The sequence below is a fragment of the Escherichia sp. KTE96 genome, from assembly GCF_000408525.1.
Taxonomy (GTDB): Bacteria; Pseudomonadota; Gammaproteobacteria; order Enterobacterales; family Enterobacteriaceae; genus Escherichia; species Escherichia marmotae.
In genome coordinates this window covers 141,490-164,872 of record NZ_KE137146.1, presented here as the reverse complement: position 1 = coordinate 164,872, position 23,383 = coordinate 141,490, and the positions used below count along the sequence as shown (strand labels likewise).

The window sequence follows — 23,383 nt, the reverse complement described above, 5'->3', positions numbered from 1 at the left end:
TTCGCGAATCGTCTGAATGGTTGTGCACTTTGCGAGCGCGCATCCAGTAATAACATGTGAAACTATTTTATCTGCAGGTTAGCGATAGACTACGTGCATGGCGATAAGGAGGTAAGCCGACGATTTCAGCGGGATGCTGAAACGGGAAAGCCCCTCCCGAAGAAGGGACCTTAAAGAAGGAAAGGGTCATGATGAAATGGATCATCATCGTGGTGCTCTTAGTCATTAGCTTACCGGCTTACTAAGACTACCAGGGCGGGGGAAACCCCGCTCAACCCTCACTCCTGAAAGTATGTCACTCCCCCCTTACTGTCAATCTATAAGACCTCGTTCTTGCGAGGCGAATAGCAAAATTATCTACGCAGTTGGACTGAATTCTGAAAGTTGTTTCACCTGCTCTTAATTCATTATTGCAGTCGGTATGATACCGAACCTTAATAATTCTCTAAGAAAGGATCTCTTATGAGCGAACAAATCACCTTTGCCACCAGCGATTTTGCCAGTAATCCGGAACCACGTTGCCCCTGCATTTTGCTGCTGGATGTTTCTGGTTCGATGAACGGCAAACCCATTAATGAACTTAACGCCGGATTGGTTACCTTTCGCGATGAACTGCTTGCCGATCCGCTGGCATTAAAAAGAGTCGAACTGGGTATTGTGACTTTCGGCCCGGTGTATGTGGAACAACCATTTACCAGCGCCGCTAACTTTTTCCCGCCCATCCTGTTTGCTCAGGGCGATACACCCATGGGCGCAGCCATTACCAAAGCCTTGAATATGGTTGAGGAACGTAAGCGGGAGTATCGTGCCAATGGTATCTCCTATTATCGTCCGTGGATTTTCCTGATCACCGATGGCGCGCCAACCGATGAGTGGCAGACTGCCGCCCACAAAGTGTTTCAGGGGGAAGACGCTAAGAAGTTTGCCTTTTTCACCATTGGTGTTCAGGGGGCTGATATGAAGACCCTGGCACAAATCAGCGTCCGCCAGCCTTTGACACTGCAAGGATTACAATTCCGCGAATTGTTTAGTTGGTTATCCAGTTCGCTACGTTCGGTTTCCCGTTCCACGCCGGGAACGGAAGTTGTACTGGAAGCACCGAAAGGTTGGACGTCAGTGTGAGCTGGCGCCTGGTTTATGCATCTGCCGTCGGAACGTCGCACATCAGCTCTGGCTTGCCTTGCCAGGATGCCTGCCAGATGCAGGTTGTCTGGCTAAAAGACCAGCAGCCATTACTGGTGGTGTTTCTTGCTGATGGCGCAGGTAGCGTGTCGCTGGGTGGTGAAGGCGCGATGCTTGCTGTCAATGAAGCGATGGCTTATATGTTGCAGAAAGTGCAGGGCGGGGAATTAGGGCTTAATGACGTCCTCGCCACGGATATTGTGCTGTCTATTCGTCAGCGACTTTTTGCCGAGGCTGAAGCCAAAGAATTAGCGGTTCGCGATTTTGCCTGCACGTTTCTGGGATTGATTTCATCGGCTAACGGCACCTTGATTATGCAGATTGGCGATGGTGGCGTGGTGGTGGATTTTGGTCACGGCCTGCAACTGCCGCTCATGCCGATGGTGGGTGAATATGCCAATATGACGCACTTCGTTACCGATGAAGATGCCGTTTCCAGACTGGAAACTTACACCTGCACTGAACGGGCGGTAAAAGTGGCAACATTTACGGATGGCATTCAACGGCTGGCATTAAATATGCTGGATAACGTGCCCCATGGGCCTTTCTTTGCGCCATTTTTCAATGGACTCAAATCAGCTACGCCTGAACAATACGATTTACTGCCAGATTTATTGAAGCAATTTTTGTTCAGTGAGGCAGTAAATGAACGCACGGACGATGATAAAACGCTGGCGCTGGCTATTTGGTTACCATGAAATCAACCTTGTATACCGCTACTGGCGAGTGCGTTACGCCAGACCGTGAACTGGGCAAAGGTGGCGAAGGTGCGGTTTATGATATTGAGGAGTTTGTCGATAGCGTCGCCAAGATTTATCACACGCCGCCACCCGCCTTAAAACAGGACAAACTTGCCTTTATGGCGGCGACAGTTGATGCGCAGTTGCTGAATTATGTCGCCTGGCCGCAGGCAACGCTTCACGCCGGGCGCGGCGGAAAAACCATCGGTTTTATGATGCCAAAGGTTTCAGGTAAAGAACCGATTCATATGATCTATAGCCCGGCACATCGTCGCCAGAGTTACCCTCATTGTGCGTGGGATTTTCTACTCTATGTTGCGCGTAATATAGCTTCATCTTTTGCTACGATTCACGAGCACGGGCATGTCGTGGGTGACGTAAACCAGAATAGCTTTATGGTAGGCCGCGATAGCAAAGTTGTATTGATCGACAGTGATTCCTTTCAGATTAACGCCAATGGCACGCTGCATTTATGCGAAGTCGGCGTGTCGCATTTTACGCCGCCAGAACTGCAAAGCTTGCCGTCATTTGTTGGCTTTGAACGCACAGTGAATCACGATAATTTTGGCCTTGCGTTGCTGATTTTTCACGTCTTATTTGGTGGGCGTCATCCTTATTCCGGTGTGCCGCTTATACCTGAAGCGGGTAATGCGCTGGAGACGGATATTGCCCATTTCCGTTATGCCTACGCGTCGGACAGTCAGCAACGAGGATTAAAACCGCCGCCACGATCTATTCCGTTATCGATTCTACCAACCCATATTGAAGCGCTGTTTCAGCAGGCGTTCACCGAAAGTGGCGTGGCAACCGCGCGTCCGACGGCAAAAACATGGGTAGCGGCACTTGATTCTCTACGCCAACAGTTAAAGAAATGTACCGTTTCAGCAATGCATATTTACCCGGATCATTTAACTGACTGCCCGTGGTGTGTGCTCGATAATCAAGGCGTTATCTATTTTATTGATCCCGGTGAAGAGGTCATTACCACCGGCGGAAATTTTGTGCTGGCGAAAGTCTGGGCGATGGTAATGGCGTCAGTGCCACCGCCAGCATTACAGTTACCATTACCGGGACATTTCCAACTTACTGGCAGGCTGCTTCCTGTTGGGGTACTAAGGAGTAAATACATCATTCTGATTGAGATCGCGTTGTCAGCGTTATCGCTGTTACTTTGCGGTCTTCAGGCGGAACCGCGCTATATCATTTTGGTTCCCGTGCTGGCGGCTATCTGGATTATTGGCAGTCTGGCAAGCAAAGCGTACAAAGCAGAAGTCCAACGACGCCGTGAGGCGTTTAATAGCGCAAAAATGGACTATGACCATTTAGTTAACCAGATCCAGCAGGCAGGTGGGCTGGAAGGTTTTATCGCTAAACGGACGATGCTCGAAAAAATGAAGAGCGAGCTTCTCGGTCTGCCGGAAGAAGAAACGCAAGCGTTGGCAGCACTCCATGACACAGCACGGGAACGCCAGAAGCACAAATTCCTCGAAGGATTTTTTATTGATACCGCGTCGATTCCAGGCGTTGGCACGGCTCGTAAAGCGGCGTTACGTTCCTTTGGTATTGAAACGGCGGCGGATGTTACCCGACGCGGCGTTAAGCAAGTGAAAGGGTTTGGCGACCATCTGACCCAGGCTGTCATTGACTGGAAAGCGAGCTGCGAACGCCGATTTGTGTTCAGGCCGAATGAAGCGGTAACGCCAGCAGACAGGCAGGCGGTAATGGCGAAAATTGCCGCCAAACGACATCGACTGGAATCGGCGTTGACTGTCGGCGCGACAGAGTTGCAGCGTTTCCGTCTTCATGCTTCTGCACGGACTATGCCGTTGCTGGAACCGTTACGTCAGGCGGCGGAGAAACTGGCTCAGGTGCAGGCAGATTTAAGCCGTTGCTGAGCCATCCTTCATTTAACGAAATACCACTTCCGCCCAGCGTGCCAGTCCGGCGGTGACGGAGCCAAAGTCATCGCCGCCAGCAATCGGAATCCCCGGCAACTGTTCCGCCAGTGCCTTTTTAATCAGCGGCGAGCGGGCGCTACCACCAGTCAGATAGATGACGTCCGGTTTTTCCTGGGCGTTATCCAGCGCCAGTTGCACCTGTTCCAGAATCCGCGCCAACGGCTGGTTGAGGGCGCTCTCCAACCCTTGCTGGCTAATCAGCGTAGCCAGTTCGTCGCGGATAAATGGCAGCGACGCGCGAGTTTCAACTTCACTGGAAAGCGCAATTTTGCTCTCTTCTGCGCAGCGTACCAGGCGATAACTTAAACGTTGCCGCCAGACTTTCTGCAACAGGGCAACTTTTTCCGGTTCGCGGGCATCTCGTACTAAATCATTAAGCAGACGACCATTGGCGCTACTGTAGAAATCGCTTTGCGCAGGTACGTCGTTGATGGCGACCGCATTCCACCACGGCAGAATCGGCAGGGCGATACCTTTTTCTGTATCGCCACCCATGCCCAGCAGTGGCATCAGGTGTTTAAACGCCAGTGCGATATCCAGATCGTTACCGCCAATACGGCAGCCACTGTGACCAAGCAGACTGGCTTCACGATCCAGGCGCGAACGCCACTGGGGGCCCATAAGCAACAATGAACAGTCAGTCGTACCGCCACCGATATCCACCACCAGTACACGTTTTTCTTCCTGCAAGGTCGCTTCGTAATCCAGCCCGGCCGCCACCGGTTCGTACTGGAATACCACATCCTTGAACCCGGCACGCTTCGCCGCACGTTCGAGGATCCCCTGCGCCTGGGCGTTAGCTTCATCGCCACCCAGCCCCTGGAAGTTAATCGGACGGCCAATCACCGCTTGGGTAATCGCTTCAGGTAACTGCGCTTGTGCCTGTTGGCGAATGTGTAACATCATTGCGCAGACCAGATCTTCAAACAGCGCCACCTGCTGCGGTTTTAAACCGCTGGCTCCGAGGAACGATTTCGGTGATTTCACAAACCACACTTCTTCCGGATCATCAATGTACTGCGCCAGTGAGGAAAGACCGAACTGCACGCTTTTCGCCGTAACATCGATATCTTCTTCGCGGTTGTAACGAATCGCCCGACGCAGCAGCGCCTGCGTTTCATCGTCGTTTGCCGGAACATCATGATGGCGGTACAGCCATTCGCTTACCGCTTCACGCGTTGGTGCGCAAAGCATTGAAGGCAGCAGCGAGCTGTCATTTTCCATTTTCAGCAACTGTGGTTTACAGTCACGCATCACCGCTACTGAACAGTTTGCTGTACCGTAATCAAAACCAATAAACACGAAATAATCCCCATGCCGGTGAAGAAGGGGCGTGACTTTAGCGAAATGTTGTCGCCGCGACAACCGGAATATGAAAGCAAAGCGCTGCGTCTGAATAACGTTTATGCTGAAAGCGGATAAAAAAGGAGATGCGATGTATACCCTGAACTGGCAACCGCCGTATGACTGGTCGTGGATGTTGGGATTTCTTGCCACTCGTGCGGTGAGCGGTGTGGAAACGGTCGCTGACAATTATTATGCCCGCAGTCTGGCAGTGGGCGAACATCGGGGCATGATAACGGTGGTTCCTGATGTCGAAAATAATACGTTGCAAGTGAGCTTAAGTTCGGGATTAGAATCGGTGGCGACCGAGTGCCTGGCGAAAATAAGCCGCCTGTTTGATCTGCAATGTAATCCGCAGATTGTTAATGGGGCGTTAGGTGAGTTAGGCGCGGCGCGGCCGGGATTGCGTTTACCTGGCTGTGTTGATGCTTTTGAACAGGGCGTGCGCGCCATTTTAGGCCAACTGGTGAGCGTGGCGATGGCGGCGAAATTGACCGCCAAAGTGGTGCAGCTTTATGGCGAACGTCTGGATGATTTCCCGGATTATATCTGCTTTCCCACGCCTCAACGGCTGGCAGCAGCCGACTCGCAGGCGCTAAAAGCGTTGGGGATGCCGCTGAAACGTGCAGAGGCGTTGATCCATCTGGCAAATGCGGTACTGGATGGCTCCTTACCGATAACAATGCCCGGTGATGTTGAGCAGGCGATGAAAACGCTGCAAACCTTTCCTGGAATCGGGCGCTGGACGGCGAATTATTTCGCCTTGCGCGGCTGGCAAGCGAAAGATGTTTTTCTACCGGATGATTATTTAATTAAACAGCGATTTCCGGGAATGACACCGGCACAAATCCGCCGTTATGCCGAACGCTGGAAACCCTGGCGTTCTTATGCGCTGTTGCATATCTGGTATACGGAAGGCTGGCAACCAGATGAAGCATGATGCTGGTCGCCAGGCGGCCGACGAAATGGATGAATTGTAGACGCATCAGGCGATGGGGGCGGCAAAATACTCAGTTAATTGCGAAATAACTGCTATTAACCAGCAAATCCAGCGGTTGGGCATCGGCAATCACCTCGCCATAAATCAGATCGACGCCGATGCCAGAAAGCGTATCCATTACCAGCGGCAGCGTTACTGGCCCGGCGATGGTTTTCAATCCCAGCCGCCGGGCGTGACCCTGAATGATCGAAATCAGCATTTCATCCATCAAATTGCCTTGTACGCTGGCGCATAACTCGTCGTCGAGTAGCAGATAATCTGCCATATTCGCGTTCAGTGCGTTGAAGATTTGCAGGTCGCGTCCCACCTGACTGAGCACGATCCGGCAGCCCGCCAGCCGCAGTTTATGCATATTTTCTGCGTGGTCGAAAATGGTTTCTGCCGGAATAATCAGATGTAATAACCGTGGTTGTAGTGGGCTATTTTCCAGTTGTTCAAGCAGTTCATCCACCAGCGTGGTGTTGCTTAAACCGGTAACGGAAAGGGGAAGGGCGATGCTTAAGCCTTTACTGGCAACTGCGTTTGCTGCCTGTTGGAAAAATTCATGCAATACCCGGCGATCAAGGGCGAGATTGAGCATCGGATCACTGAAGCTACGGCGAAATGTCAGTTCGTTAATAACCTCGCCGTTACGACTCCAGAGCTTAAGCGAAATCAGCCACAGATTACGCGTTTCCGGAATTCGCGGAGAAGCGACGCCGTGGGCGATCAGCAGCAGATGATTCTCTTTAATCATCATCCACGGAGCATCGAGTGACATCGCTGCCTGTGCGCTATGTGCGGTAACTTGCTGTGGTTCGTAAACCGTCACCTGGCCGCGGCCCGCATTTTTTGAAGCATAACAGGCGATATCGGCCTGCGACATCACATCTGCCGCCTGATGATTGCTGTCATCGATCAGTGTAATTCCTGCGCTGGCTCCAACCCGATGCACACGGCCTTCCCACATAAAGTGGTAGTTATTAATCGTGCTGATAATGCGTGTCGCGATAAAGCGGGCACTTTCAACATTACAGTCAGGTAGTAAAAGACCAAATTCATCACCGCCGAGCCGCGCCAGCACGTCACTGGAGCGCAACAGGTTTAACATCAGCGATGCCAGTTCTCGCAGCAGGGCATCACCTGCCGCGTGCCCGGCGCTGTCATTTACGGCTTTAAAGCGATCAAGATCGATAAACACCAGTGCATGTCGTTGATGCGTACTACTTACCGTCTGCAAAAGTATCCGCAACTGCTTCTCAAAACTGGCACGGTTGGCGAGATGTGTCAGGGTATCATGGGAGGCGCTGTAGCTAAGCTGGCGCAGCATTTTGCGTGATTCGGTGACGTCCTGAATTACCAGCACCGAACCAATATTACTGCCATCAAGGGTACTTAGCGGCGTAATGCTGTAATGGACGTCGTAGCTGCCGCCGCTACGGCAGTGGAGAACGACATCTTGTTCGATAGCGGAACGCGACGTGTCGGCACTGTAAATGTTCTCCATTAAGGGACCATTATCACCAAATGTAATTTGCAACACCGTGAGTAGCGGAACACCCAACGCCTCTTCTTGCGTCCAGCCGCTCATCTTCTCGGCAACCGGATTCATAAAGGTGATTTTCATCGCCATATCAATACAGACCACGGCTTCACCGATGGAATCCAGCGTAATGTGCAGGCGCTCTTTTTCCTGAAACAGCGCCTCATTGAGCTGTTTCACTTCGGTCATATCAATATTAATGCCGAGCAGGCGCTCGACTTCGCCCTCTTTATTCAGCACACGATTGGCGAGGGCGCGAATATGGCGGATGCCATCTTTTACGGTAATGCGAAATTCCAGTTTAAAAGGCAAACGAGCCTGCAATGAATCGCGAATCACTTTCTCGGCGTGCCCGCGATCTTCTGGCAGCACACAGTCGTACCACACCTGCCAGTTCGGTTTGACATGTGACGGAATTTCATACAGCTCGAACATCCGCTTATCCCAACTGAAGATGTTAGGCTTCAGCTCCCACTCCCAGATGCCAATGCCACCGGCTTCGTTAGCCAGTGTTATCCGTTCCATCAGACGTTTGTTGATCTGTTCGGTGCGTTTGAGATCGTTTATGTCTTCAATCTGGGCAATAAAATAGAGTGGTGTGCCATCGGTGTGGCGTACCAGTGAGACGGCAAGCAACGCCCAGACAACGTCGCCATTACGGTTGTAGTAGCGTTTTTCCATTGAATAGGTGTTTATTTCACCGCTGATCAACTTCTCAACGTGTTGCAGATCTTTATTGAGATCTTCCGGCCAGGTAAGTTGTTGAAAGGTAATGGCACGCAGCTCTTCCTGGCTGTAACCAAGAAACTGGCATAGCGATTTGTTGGATTGCAGCCATTGCCCTTCGATACCCACTAACGCCATGCCGATGGCGGAATACTCCATCGCATTCCGAAAGCGGGTTTCGCTTTCGGAAATATGCTTGCGTTCAGCGCGAAAGGCATACATCACCATGGTCATGATATTGGCGGGCAGCAGGATCAGCAAAAATGGCAGCCACGGCATATGACTCATCAGGTAGGTTCGCGGCGTGGCGAGTAAAGCCGGATCGGCTGCCAACATCAGCGACACCATCATCACCGTGGCAAGAAAAATCAAAAAGGCTTCCATCCGTGGCAAACGCACGGCGCTCCACATCAGCAGCACAATAATGAAAGTAAAAGGCCACGGCAGATACCGCATCGAGAGCCAGCTTAACGCCAGCGTGATGGATAACGTTAACAGCGTCTCAAACAGCAACCGCGGGTCGCGATGGCGCAATAGATAGTGTGGCTTAAACAACAATCCCAGCGGGACTAGCGCCAGTGCGCCGATTGATTCGGAAAGCACCCAGATCAGAAATGCTTTAAGTGGATCGTCGTCTGGAACCAGCAAGACAACCAGCACGCCGCCCAATACAGGTGGCACGATAGCGCTGCCAAATGCCAGACGTAGCCAGTCAGCCAGATTTTGTAGTGGGTTATACCACGGTAATAATTTACGCAGCAGCACTGCGCCCACGACGGCCTCAATAATGTTGATGGTCGTCCAGGTCATATTGAGCGAACTGGTAGAAAAAAGCAGTACAGATGCGGCGACATTTCCCAGCGAGCAGGCCAATGCGATTCCCGGCCACATCCGCCCGGCATGGCGGTAAAACGCCACCATCATAATGGACGTCGGAAACCACAGCGGCGCAAGCTGGCTACCAAACTGCGAAAGTTCAAGTGAGAAGAGGGTAAAGATAAACGAGACTAAACCTAAACTGACAAGGTGAAGCAGTGGATGAGGCAGGGTAATTAAAACACGTTGTGATCGTTTACTCATTACCGCTCTATCCATATGGCCAGGTCGCCAGCATTAGTATCTGTGTTTATGCTAGTACAAAAGTTTTACATTTTATATGCGGTTTGTTCATAAAGTGACGTAATTGGCGGCAATTTGCACAACCGGACATAACATTTTTCACATTGCGTTAAAAGCAAACAATTAAATTTGCGTCAGGGAATGGATCGTCAACAATTAACTCTAAATGTGCGGCAACGCTATTCGACTGGTATCAGGCGGATGAAATCCCTATAATTGCCGCGTTTGGTGCTTCGGCACCCCCTTCCTAACATCCAGGTTAATCAGGTCGCTAAATTTATGACTGATCAGTCTCATCAGTGCGTCATTATCGGTATCGCTGGCGCATCGGCTTCCGGCAAGAGTCTCATTGCCAGTACCCTTTATCGTGAATTACGTGAACAAGTGGGTGATGAACACATCGGCGTTATTCCGGAAGACTGCTACTACAAAGATCAAAGCCATCTGTCGATGGAAGAACGCGTTAAGACCAACTACGACCATCCGAGTGCGATGGATCACAGTCTGCTGCTTGAGCATTTACAAGCGCTGAAACGTGGTTCGGCTATTGACCTGCCGGTTTACAGCTATGTTGAACATACGCGTATGAAAGAAACGGTGAAGGTTGAACCGAAGAAAGTCATCATTCTCGAAGGCATTTTGCTGCTGACGGATGCGCGTTTACGTGACGAACTCAACTTCTCCATTTTTGTTGATACCCCGCTGGATATCTGCCTGATGCGCCGCATCAAGCGCGATGTTAACGAGCGCGGGCGTTCGATGGATTCGGTGATGGCGCAATATCAAAAAACCGTGCGCCCAATGTTCCTGCAATTCATTGAACCTTCCAAACAATATGCCGACATTATCGTGCCGCGCGGCGGTAAAAACCGCATCGCGATCGATATATTGAAAGCGAAAATAAGTCAGTTCTTTGAATAAGCCTGGTAAATTGTGTACCGTTCAGTGATAACCTGGTATGCCCTTGACGTAAAAGGCGTTAAGGGAGTGATGCGCGAAAGGAGAAAATGCCATGCGTCTGTGTGACCGAGATATTGAAGCCTGGCTTGATGAAGGCCGTTTGTCGATCAACCCACGTCCGCCGGTGGAACGTATTAATGGCGCGACGGTGGATGTGCGCCTGGGCAATAAATTTCGTACCTTCCGGGGCCACACGGCAGCGTTTATCGATCTGAGCGGTCCTAAAGACGAAGTGAGCGCGGCCCTTGATCGCGTGATGAGCGATGAGATCGTGCTCGATGAAAACGAGGCGTTTTTTCTTCATCCAGGTGAGCTGGCGCTGGCGGTGACGCTGGAGTCGGTAACCTTGCCTGCTGATTTGGTGGGCTGGCTGGACGGGCGTTCTTCACTGGCGCGTTTAGGGCTGATGGTGCACGTCACCGCACACCGTATCGATCCGGGCTGGTCTGGCTGCATTGTGCTGGAGTTTTACAACTCCGGTAAACTGCCGTTGGCGCTGCGCCCGGGGATGTTAATTGGCGCGCTGAGCTTTGAGCCGCTTTCCGGCCCGGCAGCGCGTCCATACAACCGCCGTGAAGATGCGAAATATCGCAACCAGCAGGGCGCGGTCGCCAGTCGAATCGATAAAGACTAATTCAGGCCCATTGAGGATTCCATGAGACGATTTCTGACGACGCTGATGATACTCCTGGTCGTGCTGGTGGCCGGGTTATCTGCGCTAGTGTTGCTGGTGAATCCGAATGATTTCCGCGACTATATGGTCAAGCAGGTTGCTGCGCGTAGCGGCTATCAATTGCAGTTGGACGGGCCACTGCGTTGGCACGTCTGGCCGCAACTTAGTATTCTCTCCGGGCGCATGTCCCTTACCGCCCAGGGTGCCAGCCAGCCGCTGGTACGAGCCGATAATATGCGCCTTGATGTGGCGCTTTTACCGCTACTGAGCCATCAACTGAGCGTTAAGCAGGTGATGCTGAAAGGCGCAGTCATTCAACTGACACCGCAGACAGAAGCGGTGCGGAGTGAAGATGCCCCCGTTGCGCCGCGCGATAATACGTTGCCGGAGCTGTCAGAAGGTCGCGGCTGGTCGTTTGATATCTCCAGCCTGAAGGTAGCTGACAGTGTGCTGGTGTTCCAGCATGAAAATGACGAGCAGGTGACGATTCGCAATATCCGTCTGCAAATGGAGCAAGATCCCCAACATCGTGGCTCGTTTGAGTTCTCCGGGCGGGTTAATCGCGACCAGCGCGATCTCACGTTATCTCTCAAAGGCACGGTGGATGCCTCTGATTATCCGCAAGATTTAACGGCGGCTATTGAACAAATTAACTGGCAGTTGCAGGGCGCAGACTTGCCAAAACAAGGTATTCAGGGGCAGGGGAGTTTCCAGGCCCAGTGGCAAGAGCCACATAAACGTCTGTCATTTCATCAAATCAATTTGACCGCTAACGACAGTACGCTCAGTGGGCAAGCGCAGGTCACGCTGACAGAGAAGCCGGAATGGTTGTTAAGACTGCAATTCCCGCAGCTTAATCTCGATAACTTAATCCCGCTTAATGAAACAGTTAACGGTGAAATCGGTGCTGCGCAGCAGGGGCAGAATCAACCAACGTTACCACGTCCCGTTATTTCCTCGCGTATTGATGAGCCAGCCTACCAGGGGTTAAAAGGTTTTGCCGCCGATATATTGTTGCAGGCTGATAACGTGCGTTGGCGCGGAATGAATTTTACCGATGTCGCCACGCAAATGACCAACAAGTCGGGCTTGTTGGAGATTATCCAACTGCAAGGCAAACTCAACGGTGGGCAAGTTTCGCTGCCGGGCACGCTGGACTCGACGGTAAAAAATCCGCGGATATCCTTTCAACCCCGGCTGGAAAACGTTGAGATTGGCACTATTCTGAAGGCGTTTAACTATCCGATTTCGTTGACCGGCAAAATGTCGCTGGCCGGTGATTTCTCCGGTGCTGACATTGATGCGGAAGATTTCCGCCATAATTGGCAAGGGAAGGCGCATGTTGAAATGGCCGACACGCGCATGGAAGGGATGAACTTCCAGCAGATGATCCAGCAGGCGGTAGAACGTAACGGCGGTGATGTGAAGGCTGCTGAAAACTTCGATAATGTGACACGGCTTGACCGTTTTACGACGGATTTGACGCTAAATAATGGCGTCGTGACGTTAAACGACATGCAGGGTGAATCGCCAGTGCTGGCGCTGACAGGGGCTGGCACGTTGAATCTGGCAGAGCAAACCTGTGACACCCAGTTTGATATTCGTGTCGTTGGCGGCTGGAACGGAGAAAGCAAGCTGGTTGAATTCTTCAAAGAAACACCGGTTCCGCTGCGGGTTTATGGCAACTGGCAGCAACTCAATTACAGTCTGCAAGTGGATCAGTTGCTGCGTAAACAGTTACAGGACGAAGCCAAACGTCGCCTGAACGACTGGGCTGAGCGCAATAAAGACTCCCGCAATGGTAAAGATGTGAAGAAGTTGCTGGAGAAGATGTAAGTTTCCAGATGACATAATTTGTAGGCCTGATAAGACGCGTAAAGCGTCGCATCAGGCAATCACGTAGATTACTTTCAGCAAAGATGAATCATCAGTAAAAGTAAGGTATTTCAGCGAGGGTGTTGGTCCGGCTGTAAATCGCCGAATCGTTTCCTGTAGGCCGGGGCAGCCCACATGGATGTGGGCTGAGGGCGCGTTTTACAGGGATGTTACCTCGCGCCCGTACCCGATAGCCGAAAGGAATAAGATGAGGGGACCGCGCCAGCGGCGATTTACCGCCGGGAGCCCGGGTTGCCAGGGTGGTGGCGATTGAGCCACCCTGGCACGTTCACCGGCTTGAGCGTTCCAAAGTAGCGAGGAACATAAAGTGAACGGAACAGCCTTCAATGTCACATACTCTCCCGGTTGAATGAAACGCCTGATGCGACGCTTTACGCGTCTTATCAGGCCTACATGCCCTCACACCTCATACTCTATCTCGTCGTCCTTACGCAGCGGAATAATCTGCACCTTCTGCACGCGATGGCTCTCCACCTGCAACGTTTTGAGCAAATAATCCCCTACCTGTACTTCTTCGCCAGGTTGTGGAATGCGCTGCAAATATTCCATCAGCAGCCCGGCAATGGTGTGATATTCACGCTTCTCGTCCAGCGGCAGCGGCACATATTGCACCAGATCTTCCAGCGGCATATGGCCATTCGCCGTCCAGGAGCCGTCGGCGTTTTTCTGAATATCATGACGGGCGTCGATCTCTTCCACTTCGTTCGGCAGGTTCCCGGCGATGGTTTCGGTGACGTCACTTAATGTCACAATTCCTTCCACTGAGCCAAACTCATCCACCACAAAAGCAAAGTGCGTGCGAGCGTTACGGAACTGCTCGAGGGCAGGTAACAATGGCAAGGTTTCCGGAAATACCAGCGGCTGGCGAATTAACACCCGCAGGTTGAGCGGTTCACCGCGCAGCGACTGTTGCAGCAGGTCGATAACGTGAACAACACCGAGCAAATCTTCGGCGTCGTCACCGTCGGTAACGACCAGACGTGTGTGCTGATTTCGCTCCAGTAACCGGCGGATCTCTTCTTCCGGGGCGTTGAGATCAATATGCTCAATATCGTGACGTGAGGTCATAATGCTGCTGACGGTACGCTGGTTCAGATTGAGTACCCGCTCGATCATCCGCCGCTCCTGCGGATTAAAGATTTGCTGATTATCATGATCCACCAGCATTGACGCGGTTTCGGCATCCAGTTCTGCATCTTCTTTTTGCCCGCTTAACAGGCGCATCACTGCTTCGGTTGTGCGCTGACGCAGCGTCTGGTTGGCGGAAAGAAAACGGCGTCGGTTAAAGATGGCTAACTGGTTGAGCGCCTCGATCATCACTGAGAAACCAATAGCAGCGTACAAATACCCCTTCGGAATGGCGAATCCGAAACCTTCCGCGACCAGGCTAAAGCCAATCATCAACAGGAAACTTAAGCACAGTATAACGATGGTTGGGTGGCTATTAACGAACTGAGTTAACGGCTTGCTGGCCATCAGCATCAGACTGATAGCGATAACGACGGCGGCCATCATTACCAGTAAATGATCGACCATCCCAACGGCGGTAATCACCGAGTCGAGAGAGAAGATGGCGTCCAGCACGACTATCTGCGTCACCACGCCCCAGAACTTCGCTCCTTTGCGTTGTGTGGGGTTATTGCTGTCTTTCCCTTCCAGCCGCTCGTTCAGCTCCATCGTAGCTTTGAACAGCAGGAAGAAACCACCGAACAGCATGATTAAGTCGCGGGCGCTAAAGGTAAACGAGCGGAAGCTAAACAGCGGTTGGGTCAGAGTGACCAGCCAGGAGATTGACGCCAGCAGTAACAGGCGCATTAACATTGCCAGCAGTAGTCCGGTAACTCGTGCGCGGTCGCGCTGCTTCGGCGGTAGTTTTTCTGCGAGGATGGCAATAAAGACCAGGTTATCAATACCGAGGACCAGTTCGATCACTATCAGCGTGATTAACCCGGCCCAGATAGACGGATCGGCAATCCATTCCATAGTAAGTGCAATACCTATTCGTTGTATGACAAATGTCACAATTCGATCATGGATAATGATGCGCCAAATTGCAATGCTCAGGCATGACTTATCAGATTTTTATTCACAATGAATCCGGTAATCAATCCCCTTTATTTTGTGTTGAAAATAACTCTCTTACCGCAAATATATTTAAGAAATATCGCATATGGAGGTGGTATATTAAATATTGTCAACATAAAGAAACTCCTAAAAGATACAAAAAATAGCCTTCATATAATTCTTAAAAATAGTCAATTACCGATTTGTTACCTTGCCTGCTATTCCTTTAGCTGTAACACTTCTTCCTGAATTATTGGAGAGCAAGTATTTAATTACCATAATGCTATCTTATAGTCGGGGAAATAATTTCCGGAATAATGCTTTCACATAGACTGTTGCATGGTGAAAGGGTTAGAAAATTTGAATCAAATCAGTGTATTGGTAGCTAAAAAGCCAGGGGCGGTAGCGTGTCTGGATGCCTGAACGATGAGTCTGAATTATTCTGTCAATAGCCTGCGGATGAAATCAATTTTTTTAGGACTGATGCCAGTTAAATTTTTATTCAATTAACTGCAAGGTAAATGTGCATAGTGATATTGCGACGAATAATGCACAGGATAATGACTCTGCCAAAGTGATAAATAAACAATGATGAAATCCAAAATGAAATTGATGCCATTATTGGTGTCAGTAACCTTGATAAGCGGTTGCACAGTACTTCCGGGCAGCAATATGTCTACGATGGGTAAAGACGTCATCAAACAGCAGGACGCTGATTTCGATCTCGACAAAATGGTGAATGTTTATCCGCTTACCCCACGTCTGGTTGATCAATTACGCCCACGCCCCAACGTGGCGCGCCCTAATATGACGCTGGAAAGTGAGATTGCTAATTACCAGTATCGTGTTGGACCCGGCGATGTTCTTAACGTCACTGTCTGGGATCACCCTGAACTCACCACGCCTGCCGGTCAGTACCGCAGCTCCAGCGATGCCGGTAACTGGGTACAGCCTGACGGCACCATGTTCTATCCGTATATTGGCAAGGTTCACGTGGTGGGCAAAACTCTCGCTGAAATTCGCAGTGATATTACCCGCCGCTTAGCGACATACATCGCTGACCCGCAGGTGGACGTTAATATCGCCGCCTTCCGTTCGCAAAAAGCCTATATCTCCGGTCAGGTGAATAAATCCGGTCAGCAGGCCATTACCAACGTGCCGCTGACCATTCTCGATGCCATTAACGCCGCTGGTGGCCTGACCGACACCGCCGACTGGCGCAACGTCGTTCTGACACACAATGGCCGCGAAGAACGTATTTCTTTGCAGGCGCTGATGCAAAACGGCGATCTCAACCAGAACCGACTGCTTTATCCGGGCGATATTCTTTACGTGCCGCGTAATGACGATCTGAAAGTGTTCGTGATGGGCGAAGTGAAGAAACAGAGCACCCTGAAAATGGACTTTAGCGGCATGACCCTGACTGAAGCCCTGGGCAATGCCGAAGGTATTGATATGACCACCTCTAACGCCAGCGGCATCTTTGTCATTCGTCCGCTGAAAGGCGAGGGCGGGCGCGGCGGCAAGATTGCCAACATCTACCAGTTGGATATGTCCGATGCCACTTCGCTGGTGATGGCGACGGAATTCCGCCTCCAGCCTTACGACGTGGTGTATGTCACCACCGCCCCGGTTTCCCGCTGGAACCGCCTGATCAATCAGTTGCTGCCAACTATTAGCGGTGTCCGTTACATGACGGATACAGCCAGCGACATTCATAACTGGTAATCGTCATGTTTAACAACATCTTAGTTGTCTGCGTCGGTAATATTTGCCGCTCCCCGACGGCGGAGCGCTTACTACAACGTTATCACCCTGAGCTGAAAGTGGAGTCCGCTGGGCTCGGTGCGCTGGTAGGTAAAGGCGCTGATCCTACCGCCATCAGCGTCGCCGCAGAACATCAACTGTCTCTGGAAGGTCACTGCGCCCGGCAAATCAGCCGCCGCCTGTGTCGCAACTATGACCTGATTTTGACCATGGAAAAGCGCCATATCGCCCGTTTATGCGAGATAGCGCCGGAGATGCGCGGCAAAGTGATGCTGTTTGGTCACTGGGATAACGAATGTGAAATCCCCGACCCCTATCGCAAAAGTCGGGAAACGTTTGCAGCGGTGTACACATTACTTGAACGGTCTGCCCGCCAGTGGGCGCAGGCATTGAACGCAGAGCAGGTATAAGAATGACAGAAAAAGTAAAACAACATGCCGCTCCGGTAACGGGCAGTGATGAAATCGATATTGGTCGTCTGGTCGGCACCGTCATTGAAGCGCGCTGGTGGGTGCTTGTCATCACTGCCGTATTCGCCCTCTGTGCCGTGATTTACACCTTCTTCGCCACGCCGATTTACAGCGCCGATGCACTGGTTCAAATCGAACAAAGTGGCGGTAATTCGCTGGTGCAGGACATCGGTTCGGCGTTAGCCAACAAACCGCCAGCATCGGACGCCGAGATCCAGTTGATTCGATCGCGTCTGGTGCTCGGCAAAACGGTTGACGATCTCGACCTTGATATTGCGGTGAGCAAAAACACGTTCCCGATTTTCGGTGCGGGTTGGGATCGTCTGATGGGACGCCAGAACGAGACGGTGAAAGTGACCACCTTTAACCGTCCAAAAGAGATGGCGGATCAGGTGTTTACGCTTAACGTTCTGGACAACAAAAACTACACCCTGATCAGTGATGGTGGCTTTAGCGCCCGTGGGCAAGCAGGCCAGATGCTGAAAAAAGAGGGCGTCGCGCTGATGGTCGAAGCCATTCACGCCAGTCCGGGCAGTGCGTTTACGGTTACGAAATACTCCACGCTCGGGATGATTAATCAACTGCAAAATAGCCTGACGGTAACGGAGAACGGCAAAGACGCTGGTGTACTTAGCTTGACTTATACCGGTGAAGATCGCGAACAGATCCGCGACATTCTTAACAGCATCGCCCGTAACTATCAGGAACAAAATATTGAACGTAAGTCGGCAGAAGCGTCGAAAAGCCTCGCCTTCCTCGCACAGCAGTTGCCGGAAGTGCGCAGCCGCCTTGATGTCGCTGAAAACAAACTGAATGCCTTCCGTCAGGATAAAGATTCCGTCGATTTACCGCTGGAAGCAAAAGCAGTGCTCGATTCGATGGTCAACATCGACGCACAGCTTAACGAACTGACCTTTAAAGAGGCGGAAATCTCCAAACTGTATACCAAAGTCCACCCGGCCTACCGTACCTTGCTGGAGAAACGTCAGGCACTGGAAGACGAAAAAGCCAAACTTAACGGCCGGGTGACGGCGATGCCGAAAACTCAGCAAGAGATTGTGCGCCTGACCCGCGATGTGGAATCTGGTCAACAGGTCTATATGCAACTGCTGAATAAAGAGCAGGAGCTGAAAATTACTGAAGCCAGTACCGTCGGTGATGTACGTATTGTTGACCCGGCAATCACCCAGCCTGGTGTACTGAAACCGAAGAAAGGGTTGATTATTCTTGGTGCGATTATCCTCGGCCTGATGCTCTCCATTGTTGGCGTGTTGCTGCGCTCACTGTTTAATCGCGGTATTGAAAGCCCGCAGGTGCTGGAAGAACATGGCATCAGCGTTTACGCCAGCATTCCACTGTCGGAATGGCAGAAAGCACGCGATAGTGTCAAAACGATTAAAGGTATTAAACGCTACAAACAGAGCCAGTTGTTGGCGGTGGGGAATCCAACCGATCTGGCGATTGAAGCCGTCCGCAGTCTGCGTACCAGCCTGCACTTCGCGATGATGCAGGCGCAAAATAATGTGCTGATGCTGACCGGGGTTAGCCCGTCAATTGGTAAAACCTTTGTTTGTGCCAACCTTGCCGCGGTGATCAGTCAGACCAATAAACGGGTGTTGTTGATCGACTGCGATATGCGCAAAGGCTATACCCACGAGTTACTCGGCACCAATAACGTCAATGGCCTGTCGGAGCTTCTGATTGGCAAGGGTGATATTGCGGCCAGTGCCAAACCCACTTCGATTCCTAATTTTGACCTGATCCCGCGCGGTCAGGTGCCGCCGAATCCGTCTGAACTTCTGATGAGCGAACGCTTTGCCGAATTGGTGAGCTGGGCGAGTAAAAACTACGACCTGGTGTTGATTGATACGCCGCCGATTCTGGCGGTGACCGATGCGGCAATTGTCGGGCGTCATGTCGGAACCACCTTGATGGTGGCGCGTTATGCGGTCAACACCTTGAAAGAAGTGGAAACCAGCCTCAGCCGTTTTGAGCAAAACGGGATTACGGTGAAAGGGGTGATTCTGAACTCCATCTTCCGCCGCGCCAGTGCGTATCAGGATTATGGCTACTACGAATATGAATATAAGTCGGATGCAAAATAACGAGGTCGGTTTCCCGATACCTGCATTCGCACCGCCCCGTAGGCCGGATAAGGTGTTCACGCCGCATCCGGCAAGCAAACCAGCTCATAAGCCGGGAGAACAAACTATGAAAGAAAATCCGCTGATCTCAATCTATATGCCGACCTGGAACCGCCAACAACTGGCGATTCGGGCGATCAAATCGGTCCTGCGCCAGGACTACAGCAACTGGGAGATGATCATCGTTGATGATTGCTCTACGTCCTGGGAACAGTTGCAACAATACGTCACAGCCCTCAATGACCCACGCATCACCTACATTCACAACGATATTAACAACGGAGCCTGCGCGGTACGCAACCAGGCGATTATGCTGGCTCAAGGGGAATACATCACCGGGATCGATGACGATGACGAGTGGACACCCAACCGCCTGAGCGTCTTCCTCGCCCATAAACAGCAACTGGTCACTCACGCCTTTTTGTACGCTAACGACTACGTTTGCCAGGGCGAAGTCTATTCCCAACCGGCAAGCCTGCCGCTGTATCCCAAATCGCCGTATTCACGCCGCCTGTTCTACAAGCGCAACATCATCGGCAACCAGGTTTTTACCTGGGCGTGGCGTTTCAAAGAGTGTTTGTTCGATACCGAACTGAAAGCAGCACAGGATTACGACATCTTCCTGCGGATGGTGGTGGAGTATGGCGAACCGTGGAAAGTGGAAGAGGCGACGCAGATCCTGCATATCAATCACGGCGAAATGCAGATCACCTCGTCACCGAAAAAATTCTCCGGATACTTCCATTTTTACCGCAAGCACAAAGACAAATTCGACCGCGCCAGCAAAAAGTATCAACTGTTTACCCTCTATCAAATCCGCAATAAGCACATGACCTGGCGCACTTTGCTGACACTGTTGTCAGTGCGCAATGGTAAACGTCTGGCGGACGGGCTGCGGGGGCGCTAAGGATGCTGGAAGATCTGCGCGCCAATAGCTGGAGTCTCCGCCCGTGCTGCATGGTTCTCGCCTATCGCGTTGCCCATTTTTGCTCGGTGTGGCGCAAAAAGAACGTCCTCAACAATCTGTGGGCGGTTCCGCTGCTGGTGCTGTATCGCATTATCACTGAATGCTTTTTCGGTTATGAAATCCAGGCTGCCGCGACCATCGGACGTCGTTTTACCATCCATCACGGCTACGCGGTGGTGATCAATAAAAACGTGGTGGCGGGGGATGATTTCACCATTCGCCACGGCGTCACTATTGGCAATCGAGGAGCCGACAACATGGCGTGCCCCCAAATTGGCAACGGCGTCGAACTCGGTGCCAATGTCATTATTCTTGGCGATATCACCATTGGTCACAACGTGACTGTCGGCGCGGGCAGCGTGGTGCTCGATGCTGTCCCGGACAACGCGCTGGTGGTGGGAGAAAAAGCGCGAGTGAAGGTAATTAAATGAATATTTTGCAATTTAATGTGCGGCTGGCGGAGGGCGGGGCGGCAGGCGTGGCGTTAGATCTCCACCAGCGCGCACTGCAACAGGGGCTGGCGTCACATTTTGTCTACGGCTACGGCAAGGGCGGCAAAGAGAGTGTCAGCCATCAAAACTATCCGCAGGTGATTAAACACACCCCACGCCTGACGGCGATGGCGAATATCGCACTGTTTCCACTGTTTAACCGCGACGTGTTCGGCAATTTTAATGCGTTATATCGCACCATTACCCGCACGCAGGGGCCAGTGGTGCTGCATTTTCATGTCCTGCACAGTTACTGGTTGAATCTCAACAACGTGGTGAGATTTTGCGAAAAAGTGAAAAACCACAAGCCAGATGTCACTCTGCTCTGGACGCTGCACGACCACTGGAGTGTCACCGGACGCTGCGCCTTTACCGACGGTTGTGAAGGCTGGAAAACGGGCTGTCAGAAATGCCCGACTCTAAATAACTATCCGCCGGTGAAGGTTGATCGCGCGCACCAGCGAGTTACAGGCAAACGCCAGTTGTTCCGTGAGATGCTGGCGCTGGGCTGTCAGTTTATTTCCCCCAGCCAGCATGTGGCTGACGCTTTCAATAGTCTGTACGGGCCTGGGCGTTGCCGGATTATCAATAACGGGATTGACGTGGCAACCGAGGCAATTCTGGCGGAACTGCCACCGGTGCGCGAAACCCAGGGCAAGCCGAAAATCGCTGTGGTGGCGCATGACCTGCGTTATGACGGCAAAACTAACCAGCGACTGGTACGCGAAATGATGGCGCTGGGCGATAAAATCGAACTTCATACCTTCGGTAAGTTCTCGCCGTTTAGCGCAGGCAACGTGGTCAATCACGGTTTTGAAACCGACAAACGTAAGCTGATGAGCGCGCTTAATCAAATGGATGCGCTGGTATTTAGCTCTCGCGTCGATAACTACCCGCTGATTTTGTGTGAAGCGTTATCCATCGGTGTGCCGGTGATTGCCACTCACAGCGACGCGGCGTGGGAAGTGCTGCAAAAGTCTGGCGGTAAAACCGTCAGCGAAGAAGAAGTGCTGCAACTGGTGCAGTTAAGTAAACCAGAAATCGCGCAGGCGATATTTGGCACCACACTTACCGGGTTCAGCCAGCGCAGTCGCACCGCCTACAGTGGACAACAGATGCTGGAGGAGTATGTCAAGTTCTATCAGGATCTGTAGCTACCTGCTGTTGCCGCTGATTTACCTGCTGGTTAACGTCAAAATCGCCCAGCTTGGCGAAAGTTTTCCCATCACCATCGCCACCTTTTTGCCTGTCTTGTTGTTGCTGTTTTTAGAGCGCATCAGCGTTAAAAAATTGATGATAGCGTTAGGGATTGGTGCGGGACTCACGGCGTTTAACTACCTGTTTGGTCAGTCTTTGGATGCCAGCAAATACGTTACCTCGACGATGCTGTTTGTCTATATCGTGATCATTATTGGCATGGTGTGGAGCATTCGCTTTAAAACCATTTCGCCACACAACCACCGCAAGATATTACGCTTCTTTTATTTGGTGGTTGGGCTGGTGGTGGCGCTGGCGGCGGTGGAGATGGCGCAAATTATCCTTACTGGCGGCAGCAGTATTATGGAGTCGATTTCGAAATACCTGATTTACAGTAACAGCTATGTACTGAATTTCATTAAATTCGGTGGCAAGCGTACCACGGCACTTTATTTCGAACCGGCATTTTTCGCTCTGGCATTAATCTCAATTTGGCTCAGTATCAAACAGTTTGGTATCAAAACCCCTAAAACCGATGCTATGATTCTCGCAGGGATAATATTATCCGGATCGTTTTCAGGGGTTATGACCTTTATCCTGTTTTATTTGCTGGAGTGGGCATTTCAGTATCTGAATAAAGAGGCGATTAAGAAAAAATTACCGCTGGCATTGATTTCTTTGGCTGTATTCCTGGTTGGTGTGGTCATTGCGTTTCCTTATATTTCCACCCGTCTGGGAGATTTAGGTACGGAAGGATCGTCATCGTATTATCGTATTGTTGGTCCGCTGGTGATGGTCGGTTATTCTTTGACCCATATTGACGGTGTGGTCAGATTTGGCTCACTTTATGAATATGTCGCATCATTCGGAATATTTAACGGTGCGGATGTCGGAAAAACCATAGACAATGGTTTATATCTGCTGATTATTTATTTTTCCTGGTTCGCGGTGTTTTTATCGCTGTGGTACATGGGGAAAGTGATAAAAATGATGCTCAACGCTTTTGGTGATAACCGCAATTTTCGCGTGCAATTATATCTTTTTACTCCGGTGTCGCTGTTTTTTACCGGTTCAATATTTAGCCCGGAATATGCATTTTTAATCGTCTGTCCGTTTATTTTGCGAAAAGCGTTAAATATACACCCTAAATAATTCGAGTTGCA

General features: G+C 51.2%; 18 protein-coding genes. 15 read left to right on the top strand and 3 right to left on the bottom strand.

What is annotated here, in order from left to right; translation table 11 throughout:
* Nucleotides 1–188 precede the first annotated feature (188 nt).
* The 4 genes from A1WG_RS24445 to A1WG_RS20380 all read left to right on the top strand — a co-directional run bounded on the left by A1WG_RS24445 (nt 189) and on the right by A1WG_RS20380 (nt 3,817).
* Entirely contained in the window at nt 189–245 is a 57-nt protein-coding gene (locus A1WG_RS24445; RefSeq protein WP_106907789.1) for a type I toxin-antitoxin system Ibs family toxin, read from the top strand.
* 217 nt (nt 246–462) lie between these two features.
* Entirely contained in the window at nt 463–1,122 is a 660-nt protein-coding gene (locus A1WG_RS20370) for a vWA domain-containing protein (RefSeq protein ID WP_000003146.1), read from the top strand.
* A complete protein-coding gene (locus tag A1WG_RS20375) occupies nt 1,119–1,880 on the top strand; it encodes a PP2C family serine/threonine-protein phosphatase (RefSeq protein ID WP_032159402.1) in 762 nt (253 codons plus the stop codon). Before A1WG_RS20370 ends, A1WG_RS20375 begins: the two co-directional genes overlap by 4 nt.
* Nucleotides 1,877–3,817 carry a helix-hairpin-helix domain-containing protein gene (locus A1WG_RS20380; protein WP_001516643.1) on the top strand — a complete coding sequence of 647 codons (1,941 nt, stop codon included), beginning with the start codon at nt 1,877–1,879 and terminating at the stop codon, nt 3,815–3,817. Before A1WG_RS20375 ends, A1WG_RS20380 begins: the two co-directional genes overlap by 4 nt.
* A 12-nt stretch (nt 3,818–3,829) precedes the next feature.
* Here the strand turns inward: A1WG_RS20380 and yegD are convergent, their stop codons facing one another.
* Nucleotides 3,830–5,182 (bottom strand): molecular chaperone, encoded by a 1,353-nt coding sequence (gene yegD, locus A1WG_RS20385; protein WP_016242517.1) that lies wholly within the window; start codon nt 5,180–5,182, stop codon nt 3,830–3,832.
* A gap of 133 nt (nt 5,183–5,315) precedes the next feature.
* Here yegD and alkA point away from each other — a divergent pair, with 133 nt between their 5' ends.
* Entirely contained in the window at nt 5,316–6,164 is an 849-nt protein-coding gene (alkA, locus tag A1WG_RS20390; protein WP_001516641.1) for a DNA-3-methyladenine glycosylase 2, read from the top strand.
* Nucleotides 6,165–6,234: 70 nt separating this feature from the next.
* Here the strand turns inward: alkA and A1WG_RS20395 are convergent, their stop codons facing one another.
* Entirely contained in the window at nt 6,235–9,552 is a 3,318-nt protein-coding gene (locus tag A1WG_RS20395) for a diguanylate cyclase (protein ID WP_001516640.1), read from the bottom strand.
* Between the two features lie 318 nt (nt 9,553–9,870).
* On the opposite strand from A1WG_RS20395, the gene udk reads away from it, so the two are divergent.
* The 3 genes from udk (at nt 9,871) to asmA (ending at nt 13,060) form a co-directional block, all read left to right on the top strand.
* Entirely contained in the window at nt 9,871–10,512 is a 642-nt protein-coding gene (udk, locus tag A1WG_RS20400) for a uridine kinase (RefSeq protein ID WP_000132077.1), read from the top strand.
* 91 nt (nt 10,513–10,603) lie between these two features.
* The gene (dcd, locus tag A1WG_RS20405) at nt 10,604–11,185 is read left to right on the top strand and encodes a dCTP deaminase (RefSeq protein ID WP_001234771.1); all 582 of its coding nucleotides are present in this window, start codon (nt 10,604–10,606) and stop codon (nt 11,183–11,185) included.
* A gap of 21 nt (nt 11,186–11,206) precedes the next feature.
* Complete coding sequence (gene asmA / locus A1WG_RS20410) at nt 11,207–13,060, top strand: outer membrane assembly protein AsmA (protein WP_001252379.1); 1,854 nt, start codon at nt 11,207–11,209, stop codon at nt 13,058–13,060.
* 459 nt (nt 13,061–13,519) lie between these two features.
* Here the strand turns inward: asmA and A1WG_RS20415 are convergent, their stop codons facing one another.
* Nucleotides 13,520–15,103, bottom strand: coding sequence for a TerC family protein (locus A1WG_RS20415; protein WP_001516639.1), 1,584 nt, complete (start codon nt 15,101–15,103; stop codon nt 13,520–13,522).
* A gap of 669 nt (nt 15,104–15,772) precedes the next feature.
* Between A1WG_RS20415 and wza the strand changes: the two genes are divergently transcribed.
* From wza to wcaD, 7 genes are all read left to right on the top strand, one after another.
* Nucleotides 15,773–16,912 carry a polysaccharide export protein Wza gene (wza, locus tag A1WG_RS20420; RefSeq protein ID WP_000978108.1) on the top strand — a complete coding sequence of 380 codons (1,140 nt, stop codon included), beginning with the start codon at nt 15,773–15,775 and terminating at the stop codon, nt 16,910–16,912.
* A 5-nt stretch (nt 16,913–16,917) separates the two neighbouring features.
* A complete protein-coding gene (gene wzb, locus A1WG_RS20425) occupies nt 16,918–17,361 on the top strand; it encodes a low molecular weight protein-tyrosine-phosphatase Wzb (protein ID WP_000482894.1) in 444 nt (147 codons plus the stop codon).
* Between the two features lie 2 nt (nt 17,362–17,363).
* On the top strand, nt 17,364–19,526 hold the full coding sequence (gene wzc / locus A1WG_RS20430) for a tyrosine-protein kinase Wzc (protein ID WP_001516638.1): 2,163 nt from the start codon (nt 17,364–17,366) through the stop codon (nt 19,524–19,526).
* A 106-nt stretch (nt 19,527–19,632) separates the two neighbouring features.
* A complete protein-coding gene (gene wcaA, locus A1WG_RS20435) occupies nt 19,633–20,472 on the top strand; it encodes a colanic acid biosynthesis glycosyltransferase WcaA (protein WP_001516637.1) in 840 nt (279 codons plus the stop codon).
* Between the two features lie 2 nt (nt 20,473–20,474).
* On the top strand, nt 20,475–20,963 hold the full coding sequence (gene wcaB / locus A1WG_RS20440) for a colanic acid biosynthesis acetyltransferase WcaB (protein WP_000888754.1): 489 nt from the start codon (nt 20,475–20,477) through the stop codon (nt 20,961–20,963).
* The gene (gene wcaC / locus A1WG_RS20445; protein ID WP_001023865.1) at nt 20,960–22,177 is read left to right on the top strand and encodes a colanic acid biosynthesis glycosyltransferase WcaC; all 1,218 of its coding nucleotides are present in this window, start codon (nt 20,960–20,962) and stop codon (nt 22,175–22,177) included. Before wcaB ends, wcaC begins: the two co-directional genes overlap by 4 nt.
* On the top strand, nt 22,152–23,372 hold the full coding sequence (gene wcaD, locus A1WG_RS20450) for a colanic acid polymerase WcaD (RefSeq protein WP_001516636.1): 1,221 nt from the start codon (nt 22,152–22,154) through the stop codon (nt 23,370–23,372). Before wcaC ends, wcaD begins: the two co-directional genes overlap by 26 nt.
* Nucleotides 23,373–23,383 lie beyond the last annotated feature (11 nt).